This window comes from Stenotrophomonas sp. PA-6-5C (assembly GCF_021605635.1).
GTDB lineage: Bacteria > Pseudomonadota > Gammaproteobacteria > Xanthomonadales > Xanthomonadaceae > Stenotrophomonas > Stenotrophomonas lactitubi.
On the sequence record NZ_WKEE01000011.1, the window covers coordinates 1 to 13,507 of the forward strand.

Here is a 13,507-nt window from a genome sequence, read left to right on the forward strand (position 1 = left end):
CAGAAGGCTTCGATGGCGGCAGCCAGGCGGCAACGATGCCCAGCAGCGGCAGGAAGGCGGTGAGCTGGTAGACGAATTCGATGCTGGTCTTGTCGGCCAGCAAACCCAGCACGGCCGCACCGAGACCGCCCATGCCGAAGGCGAAGCCGAAGAACAGGCCGGACACCATGCCGATCCGGTGCGGCATCATTTCCTGCGCGTACACCACGATCGCCGAGAACGCGGAAGACAGCACGAAGCCGATCAGCACCGCCAGTATCGTGGTCCACAGCAGGTCGGCATGCGGCAGCATCAGCGCGAACGGTGCCACGCCCAGGATCGAGGCCCAGATGATCGGCTTGCGTCCGATTCGATCACCCAGCGGCCCACCAAAGAAGCCGCCCGCGGCGGACGCCACCAGGAAGGCGAACAGATGCAGCTGCGCCTGCGCCACCGGAATGCCGAAATGATGCATCAGGTAGAAGGTGAAATAGCTGCCGATGCTGGCCATGTAGAAGTACTTGCTGAAGATCAGCACCAGCAGGATCGCCAGCACCCGGGCGATCGTGCGCGGTGGATGGCGCGCCGCGATCACGCCATGTGTTGCTGGGCGGGGAGCGCCCAGATGCAGCGAGTACCAGCGGCCGACATAGGTCAGCAGGGCAATGCCGATCAACGCCGCACCGGCAAACCACGATGCGGAATGCTGGCCGTAGGGCACGATCACCGCGGCGGCGATCAGCGGCCCCAGCGCCGTACCGAAGTTGCCTCCCACCTGGAACACCGACTGCGCCAGGCCGTGACGGCCGCCGGAGGCCAGGCGCGCGATGCGCGAGGCTTCCGGATGGAAGATGGCCGAACCAATGCCGACCAGCGCGGCGGCCAGCAGCACCATCGCGTAATTGGGCGCAAAGCCAAGCAGCAGCATGCCGCACAAGGTCGAGGCCATGCCGATCGGCAGGGAGTACGGCGCCGGCCGGCGGTCGGTGGCAAGCCCGACCAGCGGCTGGAAGATCGAGGCGGTCAGCTGGTAGGTCAGCGTGATCAGGCCGATCTGGGTAAAGCTGAGGTTGAAGCCGCCCTTGATCACCGGATAGATGGCCAGGATCAGCGACTGCATCATGTCGTTGACCATGTGCGAGCTGGAGATCGCCGCCAGCACTCCTGGCGATACGGGGCGGGCGGATACGGCGGGAGAAGCCAGAGTCGACATTGCGCACGGTCAGGATGGGGGCGAGCCGTGCATGCTACGGTGACCACCCGCTCCCTTCTGCCGCGTTCTGGTCATGGCCTATCGCAAAAAGGACACCCCCTGCCCCATCCGCGAAACCGCGCCGTGGAACGACGTCCCGGTGCATCGCCCGGTGACCTGCCGCGCCCGCGACTACCGCGCCGGCACCCACATCTCGGCGCACAAGCACCGCCGACACCAGCTGGTCTATTCCATGTCCGGGCTGATGGTGGTGCGATCGGAGGTCGGCCGCTGGGTGGTGCCCTCCACCCGCGCCATCTGGATGCCGGCAGGCATGGCGCATGCGGTGGACTGCATCGCCGACGTGCACATGCGCAGCCTGTACATCGAACCGGCATTCGCCCCGCACCTGCCGGCAGAACCCTTCGCCGTGCAGGTGGCGCCGCTGCTGCGCGAACTGCTGCAGGCGGCGAGCCTGATCGACGGACCGCATGAAGAGGACAGCCGCGATGGGCGGGTGGTGCGGCTGATGCTCGACGAACTGCACCGCATGGATGTACTGCCGCTGCACCTGCCCGAGCCCGTCGACCCGCGCCTGCAGCGGATCTGCCAGCACATCCAGAAGCATCCCGGCGACGAGGCGACCCTGCAGGACTGGGCGCAGGCGCTGGCGATCGATGTGAAGACCATCCAGCGTCACTTCGCCAGCGAACTGGGCATGACTTTCGGCCAGTGGCGGCAGCAGGCACGCCTGCTGGCCGCGATGGAGCGGCTGGCCCGCGGCGAGAAAGTGATTGATGTCGCGCTGGCGATGGGCTATGAAAGCCCGAGTGCGTTCACCAGCATGTTCAAACGCCAGCTGGGACAGACGCCGGCGGCGTTTTTCCGTTGATCCGTTGAACGCCGTCTACACATGGTCATGTTCGGAACGCGTCCAAGGAAGAGGAGGCAATTGTGATAAAGGCATGGAGTATCACCCGATGGCTTTTTGCTGCGCTGTTGGCCCTGTCGGCAATGCAACTACCGGCATACGCGACCGGCACGCAGTTCGGTTTCTACTCGGATGAACAGAAGGACGGTTTTCATTTCCTTCTCCAGATCCAAGGCCGAGACGACGATGGCTTTATCCAAGTTCAATGGACGGGGCAGCCCAAGGATGCCCCGCTACGGAACTCGTATTACGTCGAAATGAATCGCGCCCAGAAGCGTCTCTACGTCCGGCCCAGAAAACGGGACGGCCAACCCTGGTTCGAACTGGATGTCGTGGGTGATCGCGGAACGCTTTTGTTCGAGGGGCGGCGGCTGTACGGAAAAGCCAACTGGGAAATTCTGTAGCGCATCCGCAAACGAAAACGCCGGGCATTGCCCGGCGTTTCCGTTCAACGTTTCCGTCGGTCGCTCAGGACGTCATCCGGTCCCAGAAGCCCTTCACCCCATCGATGAAGGTCGCCGACTTCGGCGAATGCTTGCGCGCATCTTCACCGTTGAAGGTGGCTTCGAACTGCTCCAGCAGCTTGCGCTGGTCGCTGGTGAGGTTGACCGGCGTCTCCACCACCACGCGGCAGTACAGGTCGCCTTCGCTGCGGCTGCGCACCGAACGAACACCCTTGCCGCGCAGGCGGAACAGCTTGCCGGTCTGGGTCTCGGCCGGAATGCGGATTTCCGCCTCACCACCGAGGGTGGCCACGCGCACGGTGTCGCCCAGTGCGGCCTGCGAAATGCGGATCGGCACTTCGCAGTGCAGGTCGTCGCCGTCGCGCTGGAAGATGTGGTGCTCACGCACGCGCACTTCCACGTACAGATCACCCGGCGGCGTCCCCGCAGGGCCAGCCTCGCCCTCACCCGCCAAGCGGATGCGGTCGCCGGTATCCACGCCTGCCGGCACCTTCACCGACAGCACCTTGTCTTCCTCGACACGACCGTTGCCGTGGCAGGTCTTGCAGGGCTTTGCGATGATCTGGCCACGGCCGCCGCAGTTGTGGCAGGCCTGCTGCATGGCGAAGATGCCACGCTGGATACGCACCTGGCCGCGGCCATGACAGACGTTGCAGGTTTCGACCTTGCCGTCTTCCGAGCCGCTGCCATCGCAGTCGCCGCATTCGGCCAGGGTCGGAATCTCGATGCGGCGTTCGACGCCACGCACCGCTTCTTCCAGGTCCAGCTCCATCACGTAACCGATGTCGGCGCCGCGACGCGCCTGGCGCGGACCACCGCCGCCTGCACCACCAAAGATGTTGCCGAAGATGTCGCCGAAGATGTCGTTCATGTCCGGGCCACCCGGACCACCACCGCCACCGCCCATGCCGTGTTCGAACGCGGCGTGTCCATGGCTGTCGTACATGCGGCGCTTGTTGCCGTCGGACAGTACTTCGTAGGCTTCCTTGCACTCCTTGAAGGAGGCTTCGGCCGCCGCATCACCCGGGTTGCGGTCCGGGTGGAACTTCATCGCGCAACGACGGTAGGACTTCTTCAGTTCTTCGTCGGTGGCGGTGCGGGCAACGCCCAGCACTTCGTAGTAATCGCGCTTGCTCATATCGTGGATCGCATTCCGGAAAGTCGGGATTCGTCAAAGCGGAAGAGCGGAACCAGGTCCGCTCTTGCGTCGGGCGCCCCGACGCGCCAGAGGGCGGTCAGGACCCTGATACGACAACGGGACGCTGGCAAGCAGCGTCCCGCGTCGGTCCGGATCAGGACTTCTTGTCGTCCTTGACTTCGGTGAACTCGGCGTCCACCACGTCATCCTGTGCCTTGCCCGCATTGCCGGCGTCGGCCCCCGGGGCTGCACCGCCCTGGTCGGCCGAAGCGGCAGCGAACAGCGACTGGCCAGCTTCTTCCAGCACCTTCGACTTGGCTTCAATCTGTGCCTTGTCGTCACCCTTCATCGCGGTTTCCAGATCGGCCAGGGCCGCTTCGACCTTGCCGATCACTTCACCACCGACCTTGCTGCCGTGCTCGGTGATCGCGCTGCGGGTGCCGTGGATCAGGGCATCGGCCTGGTTGCGGGCCTGCACCAGCTCCTGGAACTTCTTGTCTTCTTCGCGGTTGGCTTCCGCGTCGGCAACCATGCGTGCGATCTCTTCCTCGGACAGACCCGAACCGGCCTTGATCTCGACCTTCTGTTCCTTGTTGGTCTTCTTGTCCTTGGCCGACACGTGCAGGATGCCGTTGGCGTCGATGTCGAAGGACACTTCCACCTGCGGCAGGCCACGCGGGGCCGGCTCGATGCCGGACAGATCGAACTTGGCCAGCGACTTGTTGAAGCGGGCCTGTTCGCGCTCACCCTGCAGCACGTGCACGGTCACGGCCGACTGGTTGTCCTCGGCGGTGGAGAACACCTGCGAGGCCTTGGTCGGGATGGTGGTGTTCTTCTCGATGATCTTGGTGAACACACCGCCCATGGTTTCGATGCCCAGCGACAGCGGGGTCACGTCCAGCAGCAGCACGTCCTTGACGTCGCCGCCGAGCACGCCGCCCTGGATCGCGGCACCCAGTGCCACGGCTTCGTCCGGGTTGACGTCCTTGCGCGGTTCCTTGCCGAAGAACTCGGTGACAGCCTGCTGCACCTTCGGCATGCGGGTCTGGCCACCCACCAGGATCACTTCGCTGATGTCGCTCGAACGCAGGCCGGCGTCATTCAACGCAACGCGGCACGGCTCGATCGACTTCTTGATCAGCTCTTCCACCAGCGATTCCAGCTTGGCGCGGGTCAGCTTGATGTTCAGGTGCTTCGGACCCGACGCGTCAGCGGTGACGTACGGCAGGTTCACTTCGGTCTGCTGGGCGCTGGACAGCTCGATCTTGGCGCGCTCGGCAGCATCCTTCAGGCGCTGCAGGGCCAACGGATCCTTGCGCAGGTCGATGCCCTGGTCCTTGTTGAACTCTTCAACCAGGTACTCGATGACGCGGTTGTCGAAGTCTTCGCCACCCAGGAAAGTGTCGCCGTTGGTGGCCAGCACCTCGAACTGCTTCTCGCCGTCGACATTGGCGATCTCGATCACCGAGACGTCGAAGGTGCCGCCGCCCAGGTCGTACACAACGATCTTGCGATCCTTGTTGTCGCCCTTGTCCAGGCCATAGGCCAGCGCAGCCGCAGTCGGCTCGTTGATGATGCGCTTGACGTCCAGGCCAGCGATACGGCCGGCGTCCTTGGTTGCCTGGCGCTGGCTGTCGTTGAAGTAGGCCGGCACGGTGATGACCGCTTCGGTGACCTTCTCACCGAGGAAGTCCTCGGCGGTCTTCTTCATCTTCTCCAGCACCTTGGCCGAAATTTCCTGCGGCGCCATCTTCTTGGCATCGCTGGTGGCCACCCAGGCATCGCCATTGTCATGGGCCAGGATGCTGTACGGGACGTGCGCGATGTCCTTCTGCACTTCGGCGTCGGTGAACTTGCGGCCGATCAGGCGCTTCACCGCGTAGAAGGTGTTCTTCGGGTTGGTCACGGCCTGGCGCTTGGCCGAGGCACCGACCAGGACTTCGCCGTCCTTGGTGTAGGCGACGATCGACGGGGTGGTGCGATCGCCTTCCGAATTTTCGATGACGCGGGCCTTGCCGCCGTCCATGATCGCCACGCACGAGTTGGTGGTGCCGAGGTCGATACCAATGATCTTGCCCATGGGGGACTCCTTGAAGGATGTTGTTTTTGTCAGTCCGGCCGTTCGGCCGGTGGATGAATGGGATGTGGGGGAGGCTCGTGGAACATTCAAGCCACCCGCCGAACGCTGTGTTTCCGTTCGCCCAACACGTTCAGCGTCGGTCGTGCCGAGGCCCCGTCCGGGGCGAAGACACCCGCGCCAGGCCTGGCCCGGCGCGCGGGGTCAATCGGCGGCAACCACCACCAGCGCCGGCCGCAGCAGGCGCTCGTTGAGCAGGTAACCCTTCTGGAACACCGTCACCACGCTGCCCGGGGCGGCGCCGGGGGCGGCGACCTGGCTGATCGCCTGGTGGTGTTCCGGGTTGAACGGTTGGCCGGTCGGGTCCAGCAGCACCAGGCCGTTGTCACCAGCGACCTTCAGCAGCTGCTTGTAGGTCAGCTCCAGGCCTTCACGCAGCGGATGGGCATCGTCGCCGGCGGCCTTGAGGCCGGCATCGAGGCTGTCGAATACCGGCAGCAGCTCGCCCAGCAGCTTTTCGTTGGCAAACTTGCGCGCCTGCTCGATGTCGCGGGCCACGCGCTTGCGCTGGTTGTCGAGGTCGGCGCGCTCACGCAGCGCTTCGGCCTTGACCTGCTCCACTTCGGCGCGGAGCTGTTCGATCTGTTCGTTGACGCCCTCGGCGGCAGCTGCGTCGGCGGCGGCCTGCTGGGCGGCGATGTCTGGCTGATCTTGATTCATGTCTGGGTCCCTGGCGGTCACTCTCCGCCTCCACCCACCCTAGTGTGGGCGGGATGCTGCGTTTCAAGCGTCCGATGCACCTGGACTTCGCCCGCCGGGCGAAAAGGCCGCACCGAGCACATCGGCGGTGGCCTGCACCAGCGGGATCATGCGGTCGTAGGCCATCCGCTTCGGCCCGATCACGCCCAGCACGCCCAGTACCTGGCCATTGGCGGTGTACGGGGCGGTGACCAGCGAGACGCCCTGCAGGGGCACCACGCCGGTTTCCTCGCCGATGAAGATGCGCACGCCGGGGGCCTGGATGGTCCGCTCCAGCAGCTGGAGGATCTCGCGCTTGCTGGAGAACAGCTCGAACAGTTCTCGCAGGCGCTCCAGGTCGGACAGGTCCTGCACCCCCATCAGACGGGTCTGGCCGGCCACCAGCATGTCGTCGGCCGGCGGCTGCAGGGCCTGCTCGGCCAGCTCGATGCTGTGCGCCAGCACCTGTTCCAGCTCGGACCGCGCGTCGCGCAGCTCCAGCAGCAGGCGGGTACGGATCTCGGCCAGGGGCAGCCCGGCGAAGTGGGCATTGAGGTAGTTGGCCACCTGCTCCAGCTGCCCCGGTGCGAAGTCCTGGCGGGTCTCGATCACCCGGTTCTGCACCTCATTGTCGGCAAACACCAGGATCGCCAGCACCCGGCGCCCGTCCAGCGCCACGAAATCGATCTGGCGGAAGGCGAACTGCTCGCGGCGCGGGGCGCTGACCACGCCAACGAAATGACTCATCGCCGACAGCAGCTCCGAGGCACTGCCGAGCAGAGCCTGGGTACTGCCGCCGCCGGCCAGCTCCTGACGCAGCCGGGCCAGCTCGCCTTCACCCGGCGGCTGCATCTGCAGCAGGCTGTCGACGAACACCCGATAGCCATGCGCGGTCGGAATCCGCCCCGCCGAGGTATGCGGCGAGGCCAGCAGGCCCAGGTCTTCCAGGTCGCCAAGGATGTTGCGGATGGTGGCCGGGCTGACCTCCAGGCCGGCCACGCGCGCCAGCGTCTGCGAGCCCACGGGTTCGCCGTCCTGGATGTAACGCGCGATCAGCGTGCGCAGCAGGTGCCGCGCGCGCGGGGCAAGTTGGTCGGGAGAACCGTGCATGGAATCAACCTGTGAGACAGGGACATTAGATAATGGCGACGCATCCCCTTGGCAAGTCATTGGACGACCCCGCCGCGCGTGCTAGCGTTGCGCGGCTGCAGACACCCCCTTACCCATGCTCAGACATCTTTCAATCAAGGATTTCGCCGTCGTCCGCGCCACCGAACTGGAGTTCGGGCCGGGCATGACCGTGGTTTCAGGCGAGACCGGCGCGGGCAAGTCGCTGATGGTCGACGCGCTGGGCTTCCTGTCCGGCCTGCGCGCCGACAGCGGCGTGGTCCGCCACGGCGCGGCCCGGGCCGAACTGTCGGCCGAGTTCGCACTGGACCAGCTGCAGGCCGCCCGCCAGTGGCTGGCCAGCAACGAGCTGGACGATGACGACCAATGCCAGCTGCGCCGCGTGATCCGCGCCGACGGCGGCTCGCGCTCGTGGATCAACGGCCGCCCGGTCACTCTGGCGCAGCTGGCGGACCTGGCTGGCCTGCTGGTGGAGATCCATGGCCAGCACGAGCAGCAGGCCCTGCTGACGCGTCCGTCGCAGCTGGCCCTGCTGGACGCCTATGCCCGCAACGAAAGCGAACGCCGCCAGGTGCGCCGCGCTGCCGCCACCTGGCAGGCGCTGGTCGATGAATCCCTGGCACTGTCGCAACAGGGCGATGTGAGTGACCGCATCGGCTTCCTCGAACACCAGCTGCGCGAACTGGACCGTGAGGATCTGGAACCGGAGTCGATCACCGCGCTCGGCGCCAGCCATCGCCGTCAGGCGCATGCCAGCGCCCTGTTGGCCGCCTGCCAGGCAGCTTCGGACCAGCTCAACGGCGACGAAGGCCACTCGGCGCTGGATCTGCTGCAGCAGGTGCGGCATGAACTGGCCAGGGTGGCCGAACATGACCCGCGGCTGGGCGATGTCGATGCCTTGATCGACAGCGCCTCCATCCAGCTGCACGAAGCCCTGGCCCTGCTCGACCGGGTGCATGACGACCTGGACGCCGATCCGGACCAGTTCGAGGAGAACGAGCGCCGTCTGGGCCGCCTGCACGATCTGGCCCGCAAGCACCGCGTGCCGATGGATGAGCTGGGTATGCAGCGCGAGCGCATGCACGCCGAAGTGGAACAGCTGCGTGGCGCCGACGAGCGCCTGCAGCGCCTGGCCGGCGAGATTGAAAAGGCCGCAGCGGCCTGGCGCGTCGAGGCCGCGGTGCTGACCAGCAGCCGCCGCACCGCTGCTGCCGAGCTGTCGGCCACCACCACCGGCATCATCGCCGAGCTGGGCATGGGCGGCGGCCAGTTCCTGATCGAACTGGAGCCGCAGGACAGCGGCAAGCCGGACCCGCAGGGCGCCGAGCGCGTTGAATTCCTGGTGGCGGCCAATGCTGGCCAGCCACCGCGTGCGCTGCGCAAGGTCGCTTCCGGTGGCGAGCTGTCACGCATTTCGCTGGCCATCGAAGTGGCCGCGCTCGACCTCGACGCGGTACCGACCATGGTGTTCGACGAAGTCGACTCCGGCATCGGTGGCGCGGTGGCCGATATCGTCGGGCAGAAGCTGCGCGCGCTCGGCGAGAAGCGTCAGGTGCTGTGCGTGACCCATCTGCCGCAGGTCGCCTCCAAGGGCCACGCGCACTACCGGGTCAGCAAGGCGCCGGTGGAAGGCATGACCCAGAGCGCGGTGGAGAAGCTGGACACCAAGGCGCGCGAGGAAGAGCTGGCGCGCATGCTCGGTGGCGTGGAAGTGAGCAAGGAAGCCCGCGCCGCCGCGCGCAAGCTGCTGCAGGCCTGAGGCTGGTGGCGCCGAGCGTGGGCTCGGCTCTACAGGAATCTCGAACGGAACCGACGTGTAGAGCCGAGCCCATGCTCGGCTTCCGCGCGGTAGCGCGGCGCATGTCACCCCAGCGGTCGCGCCAGATCCACCGTTTCCACCAGGAAATCGAGGAACGCGCGCACCCGCAGCGGCAGGTAACCACCCTGCCCCAGGAACACGGCGTGCACCTCTTCCAGGTCGCCCGGGTTGGCGTCCTCCAGAACCGGCAACAACCGCCCTGCCGCGATGTCGGCCTGCACCTGGAACGCGGCCAGACGGGCCATGCCCAGCCCGCCCAGCACCAGCTGACGCAGTGCATCGCCATTGCTGGCGCGCGCATTTCCGCTGGGCAGCACCCGCTGCTCCTGCCCATCCTGCAACAGCGGCCAGCCCTGCACCGACCGTGCGTGGCCGATATCCAGCCGGTTGTGCGCCAGCAGCGCCTCGACATTGCCCGGCAATCCGTGTCGTGCCGCATAGGCCGGTGCCGCCACGATCATCATCCGCGTTGCCCCCAGCCGGCGCGCGACCAGGCTGGAGCTCTTCAGCGGACCGGCCCGCACCGCCACGTCGGTACGCTGCTCCAGCAGATCGATCACCTCGTCGGTCAGGGTCAGGTCCACCCCCACCTGCGGGTGCCGCTGCAGGAAGTCCGGCAGCAGTGGCAGCAGGAAGTGCTGGCCGAACGGCACGTTGGCATTCACCCGCAGCCGCCCGCGCGGCTCGGCGTGGGCGCTGGCGCAGCGTTCGGCTTCTTCCAGATCAGCCAGCACCCGCAGGCCGCGCTCATAGAACGCACACCCCTCCGGGGTCAGCTGTAGCTGGCGGGTGGAACGCTGCAGCAGGCGCGTCCCCAGCCGCTGTTCCAGCCGCGCAACCAGCTTGCTGACCGCCGAGGGCGTCATCTCCAGGCTGCGGGCGGCAGCGGAAAAGCCGCCGGTTTCGATGACCCGCACGAACACTTCCAGTTCGCCGGATCGGTTGATGTCGGTGCGTGCCATGGCAATGAATTTGATTCACAGATGATTATCCATGCGCAGTCTAGTTCACAGGTGAGCGCGGACGCACCATGGCCGTCCCTCCCACCGGGTCATTCCGATGAATCGTCTGAGCCAACTGACCGCCACCGCCCTGTTCGCCCTGTCCGGCGCCGCCGCCGCGTCAACCGCCTCACCCGCGCCGCACTGGGTCGCCAGCTGGCAAGCCAGCCCGCAGCCGGTATGGAGCGCTGATTTCCTGTTTCCTGCCCTCATTCCCGGCCAACTGCAGGACCAGACCTTCCGGCAGAGCGCGCGCCTCAGCCTGGGCGGGCCGCGCCTGCGGGTCCGGCTGACCAATGCCTATGGCACCCGGCCGTTGAAGATCGGCGCTGCCAGCGTGGCTGCACGTACGGGTGACACGCCGCAGCCGCTGCGCTTCGACGGCCAGCCCGGGGTCGTGATTGCGCCGGGGCAGGACCGCCTGAGCGATCCGCTCCCCCTTCCCACTGCTGATCGGCAGGCCTTGCACGTCAGCGTCTACCTGCCCGACCCCACGCCGCTGCAGACCTTCCATTGGGAGGGTGTAACGGCGCGCGATAAATCGCCAGCCGCTGGTGAGATAAACGGTGGGCCGCCAATGTTGCGCCCAGCGGAATGAAATTGCACGGGGCGGAAACCGCCCCGTGCCCTGGCTCCCCTACCAAGTCGTGTAGATCAGCTCCCGCCGCTGAACAGCCTGGCGGCCGATGGTGTAGCGGATTGGCACCACCCGGTCTCTGAACTGACTGAAGACCTCCCGCATGGCCGGGTGGTCATTGATCGTCAGGATCGCCGCGCCACGCAGCCCTGCCATCTGACGGGCCAGCTCCTGGTACTGGTCCATGCCAAAGGGAGCGCCGTACCCCTCGGTCTCCCAGTACGGCGGATCGAGGAAGAACAGGGTGTCCGTTCCATCGTACTTGGCCAGGCACTGCTGCCAGGGCAGGTGCTCGACGGTGACCTTGTGAAGCCGGAGGTGTGCGGCGCTCAGATCCTCCTCAATGCGCAGCAGGTTGAGGCCCTTGCCGCCCCGGCCGAAACCGGGGGTTTGGCCAGTCGCCTTGCCACCCCATGCCAGCCGCTGCAGGTAATAGAAGCGTGCGGCACGCTGGATATCGGTCAGGGTGTCCGGGTGCTGGAGCTGGCACCAGCGGAACATCTCGCGGCTCGTCAGGGCCCATTTGAACTGGCGAACGAACTCTTCCAGATGGTTGGCCACCACCCGATACAGCCGCACCAGCTCGCCGTGGCAGTCGTTCAGGACTTCAGCCTTGGCCGGCTCCCTGGCGAACAGTAGAGCCGCGCCACCAGCGAACGCCTCGACATAGGTGCGGTGGGGGTTCTCGGCCACCAGGGGCAGCAGGTGCGGCAGTAGGCGGGTCTTCCCGCCCGGCCAGGGGAACAGCGTTGTGGTCTTCATTCTCAGCCTCTGCGATGGATCCCGGCCAGACTGAGCCTCCCCGCGCGAGGGGGCTGGGCCTTGGCCAATTGCACGCGGGCTGTCGCGTGTGTTGCGGCGTCGGCCGATCAGTTCCCGCTGATCGGCCGGCGCCCAGTTCTTGAACTACTTCCCGGTCTCAAGGACAGCCAGGCGCTGCTCGATGCTGACCAGGCGCTGCTCGACCGCCTCGCGCTCGCGGCGTTCACGGCGAGCCATTGCTGCCAGAATCCAAGCCTGCAGCTCGGATACTCGGAAGCTGTAGCGGTCGCCCGCCTGAACCGCAGGCCGGACAAGCTCGCGACCAGCCTCGACAGGTTCCTTCAGCACCACGCGCCCTGCCGGCATGGCCTCGTGGACCAACTCACGCCGGGCAGGAATGACAATCTCGCCGGCCTCATCAACTTCCGCCGGAATTTCGGCCCACGTCTCCGGCACGGCCGGCCACTCAACAACTTCGGCTTCTTGTGCGGGCCACTCCCGCCATACCTCGTCCTCAGCCGGCCACGAGTCGTAGCAGAACGCGCTGTAAGCAAACGCACTGAGGCCATGCTTCTCCATTACAGCGATCGCGGCTTGCACCGAAGGGCCTGCGTGCCAGCGAGCTTCGTCGCCCTCTTCCTCCACGCGAGCCCTCCACTTCCATTTCGCCGGGAGCGCGCTGATTTCCAGGAACGCCGCCTCCTCCACATCCGTCATGCACTCCAATGGTGTTTTCAGACGAGCATCAGAAGTCTGGACCGCACCGTTCACAGACCATAGAGATGTGAATCGGTAGTTGGACGCTCCCAGGGCCTGAGCGTTGTCCGCCAGCGGTCGAACCAGGTCCCCGCCCATTGCGAAGGTGCCGCCAGATGCGCTGACCTGCAGCATTTGCCGGACATACCCCCCGAAATTGGGGCCTCTTACTTGAAGCTGATAGACGCCTGAATCTACAACGGCGAAGAATCCGTTCGCGCCGTCCGACTCATCGAGCCAGAAGCCGGGAGCCACGTTCTGGATTCGGACTTCAGACGAGAACGTCTTCACCCCGGACACCTGCTCGGCTCCCACTAGACCAACCGCGCCCAGGCTGACGCGGGTAGCCGCCATCGCAGCAGCATTGCCACCGAAGGTGACTGACCGATCGGAATTGACGCGCATTGCGCTGGTGCCGGAAATGCGCAAGTCGATGGAACCAGCGTTCTCAGCGTTCAATGCCAGCACGCCGGCGCCACGATGATTGATGTTGGTGTCTCCATCTACGCCACCGCTGCGATAGAAGCGAGTGTTGTAGTCAGAGCGGTTTGCCTCTGCCACAAGGTCGAAGTAAGCCGGACCGTCTGCGGTTCGGGTACCGCCGATTCGCATCAGTCGAGCGGCTCCGGTGCCATCGCCCCGAATCGTGATGGTTCCATCAGAAGCCAAACCTCCCGAAAAATAGGTGTAGACCTGGAAAGTCTTGGTCCCGCCGATACTCTCCGTACCAGAGGTATGCACCACGTTGCCATCAGCTGCCAGACCAGCCCGAATCGCACTGACCAGGAGCTTCACGCTGCCGCCCCCTTGGACAGCTGGAATCGCCTCATTGCCGGTGAGCACGGCGGCAGCCGGCAGGCCAGAGATCTTTACGTCGACCATTTT

Annotated in this window: 11 protein-coding genes and 1 pseudogene; 4 read left to right on the forward strand and 8 right to left on the reverse strand. The window is 65.8% G+C overall.

Annotated elements, in window-relative coordinates; all coding sequences use genetic code 11:
• A partial coding sequence (locus GIW57_RS06550; RefSeq protein WP_236509531.1) for an MFS transporter occupies positions 1 to 1,192 on the reverse strand: 1,192 nt, incomplete at its 3' end.
• A gap of 73 nt (positions 1,193 to 1,265) precedes the next feature.
• Here GIW57_RS06550 and GIW57_RS06555 point away from each other — a divergent pair.
• Both GIW57_RS06555 and GIW57_RS06560 read left to right on the forward strand, forming a co-directional pair.
• Positions 1,266 to 2,063: a helix-turn-helix transcriptional regulator gene (locus GIW57_RS06555; RefSeq protein WP_236509533.1), complete on the forward strand. Its 798-nt coding sequence runs from the start codon at positions 1,266 to 1,268 to the stop codon at positions 2,061 to 2,063.
• 62 nt (positions 2,064 to 2,125) lie between these two features.
• Entirely contained in the window at positions 2,126 to 2,506 is a 381-nt protein-coding gene (locus tag GIW57_RS06560) for a hypothetical protein (protein ID WP_100464973.1), read from the forward strand.
• 64 nt (positions 2,507 to 2,570) lie between these two features.
• On the opposite strand, the gene dnaJ is transcribed toward GIW57_RS06560, so the two are convergent.
• The 4 genes from dnaJ to hrcA all read right to left on the reverse strand — a co-directional run bounded on the left by dnaJ (position 2,571) and on the right by hrcA (position 7,629).
• Positions 2,571 to 3,704: a molecular chaperone DnaJ gene (gene dnaJ, locus GIW57_RS06565; protein WP_025878872.1), complete on the reverse strand. Its 1,134-nt coding sequence runs from the start codon at positions 3,702 to 3,704 to the stop codon at positions 2,571 to 2,573.
• Between the two features lie 154 nt (positions 3,705 to 3,858).
• Positions 3,859 to 5,784, reverse strand: a complete 1,926-nt coding sequence (gene dnaK, locus GIW57_RS06570; protein WP_099820185.1) for a molecular chaperone DnaK — start codon at positions 5,782 to 5,784, stop codon at positions 3,859 to 3,861.
• A 201-nt stretch (positions 5,785 to 5,985) separates the two neighbouring features.
• A complete protein-coding gene (gene grpE, locus GIW57_RS06575; RefSeq protein ID WP_025878870.1) occupies positions 5,986 to 6,501 on the reverse strand; it encodes a nucleotide exchange factor GrpE in 516 nt (171 codons plus the stop codon).
• Positions 6,502 to 6,564: 63 nt separating this feature from the next.
• Positions 6,565 to 7,629, reverse strand: coding sequence for a heat-inducible transcriptional repressor HrcA (gene hrcA / locus GIW57_RS06580; RefSeq protein ID WP_089240450.1), 1,065 nt, complete (start codon positions 7,627 to 7,629; stop codon positions 6,565 to 6,567).
• A gap of 115 nt (positions 7,630 to 7,744) precedes the next feature.
• Between hrcA and recN the strand changes: the two genes are divergently transcribed.
• A complete protein-coding gene (recN, locus tag GIW57_RS06585; protein WP_099820183.1) occupies positions 7,745 to 9,406 on the forward strand; it encodes a DNA repair protein RecN in 1,662 nt (553 codons plus the stop codon).
• Between the two features lie 104 nt (positions 9,407 to 9,510).
• On the opposite strand, the gene GIW57_RS06590 is transcribed toward recN, so the two are convergent.
• Complete coding sequence (locus tag GIW57_RS06590; RefSeq protein ID WP_236509534.1) at positions 9,511 to 10,428, reverse strand: LysR family transcriptional regulator; 918 nt, start codon at positions 10,426 to 10,428, stop codon at positions 9,511 to 9,513.
• 97 nt (positions 10,429 to 10,525) lie between these two features.
• On the opposite strand from GIW57_RS06590, the pseudogene GIW57_RS06595 reads away from it, so the two are divergent.
• Positions 10,526 to 10,990: pseudogene (locus GIW57_RS06595) on the forward strand (SGNH/GDSL hydrolase family protein); the annotation flags it as partial.
• A gap of 114 nt (positions 10,991 to 11,104) precedes the next feature.
• On the opposite strand, the gene GIW57_RS06600 reads toward GIW57_RS06595, so the two are convergent.
• Positions 11,105 to 11,866 (reverse strand): DNA adenine methylase, encoded by a 762-nt coding sequence (locus GIW57_RS06600; RefSeq protein WP_236509536.1) that lies wholly within the window; start codon positions 11,864 to 11,866, stop codon positions 11,105 to 11,107.
• A gap of 144 nt (positions 11,867 to 12,010) precedes the next feature.
• Complete coding sequence (locus tag GIW57_RS06605) at positions 12,011 to 13,504, reverse strand: tail fiber domain-containing protein (protein ID WP_236509538.1); 1,494 nt, start codon at positions 13,502 to 13,504, stop codon at positions 12,011 to 12,013.
• Between the last annotated feature and the right edge of the window lie 3 nt (positions 13,505 to 13,507).

Excerpts from the sequence above, each read along its gene's own strand:
- GIW57_RS06555 (WP_236509533.1), top strand. The coding sequence starts at position 1,266 with ATGGCCTATCGCAAAAAGGACACCCCCTGCCCCATCCGCGAAACCGCG.
- dnaJ (WP_025878872.1), bottom strand. The coding sequence starts at position 3,704 with ATGAGCAAGCGCGATTACTACGAAGTGCTGGGCGTTGCCCGCACCGCC.
- dnaK (WP_099820185.1), bottom strand. The coding sequence starts at position 5,784 with ATGGGCAAGATCATTGGTATCGACCTCGGCACCACCAACTCGTGCGTG.
- grpE (WP_025878870.1), bottom strand. The coding sequence starts at position 6,501 with ATGAATCAAGATCAGCCAGACATCGCCGCCCAGCAGGCCGCCGCCGAC.
- hrcA (WP_089240450.1), bottom strand. The coding sequence starts at position 7,629 with ATGCACGGTTCTCCCGACCAACTTGCCCCGCGCGCGCGGCACCTGCTG.
- recN (WP_099820183.1), top strand. The coding sequence starts at position 7,745 with ATGCTCAGACATCTTTCAATCAAGGATTTCGCCGTCGTCCGCGCCACC.
- GIW57_RS06590 (WP_236509534.1), bottom strand. The coding sequence starts at position 10,428 with ATGGCACGCACCGACATCAACCGATCCGGCGAACTGGAAGTGTTCGTG.
- GIW57_RS06600 (WP_236509536.1), bottom strand. The coding sequence starts at position 11,866 with ATGAAGACCACAACGCTGTTCCCCTGGCCGGGCGGGAAGACCCGCCTA.
- GIW57_RS06605 (WP_236509538.1), bottom strand. The coding sequence starts at position 13,504 with ATGGTCGACGTAAAGATCTCTGGCCTGCCGGCTGCCGCCGTGCTCACC.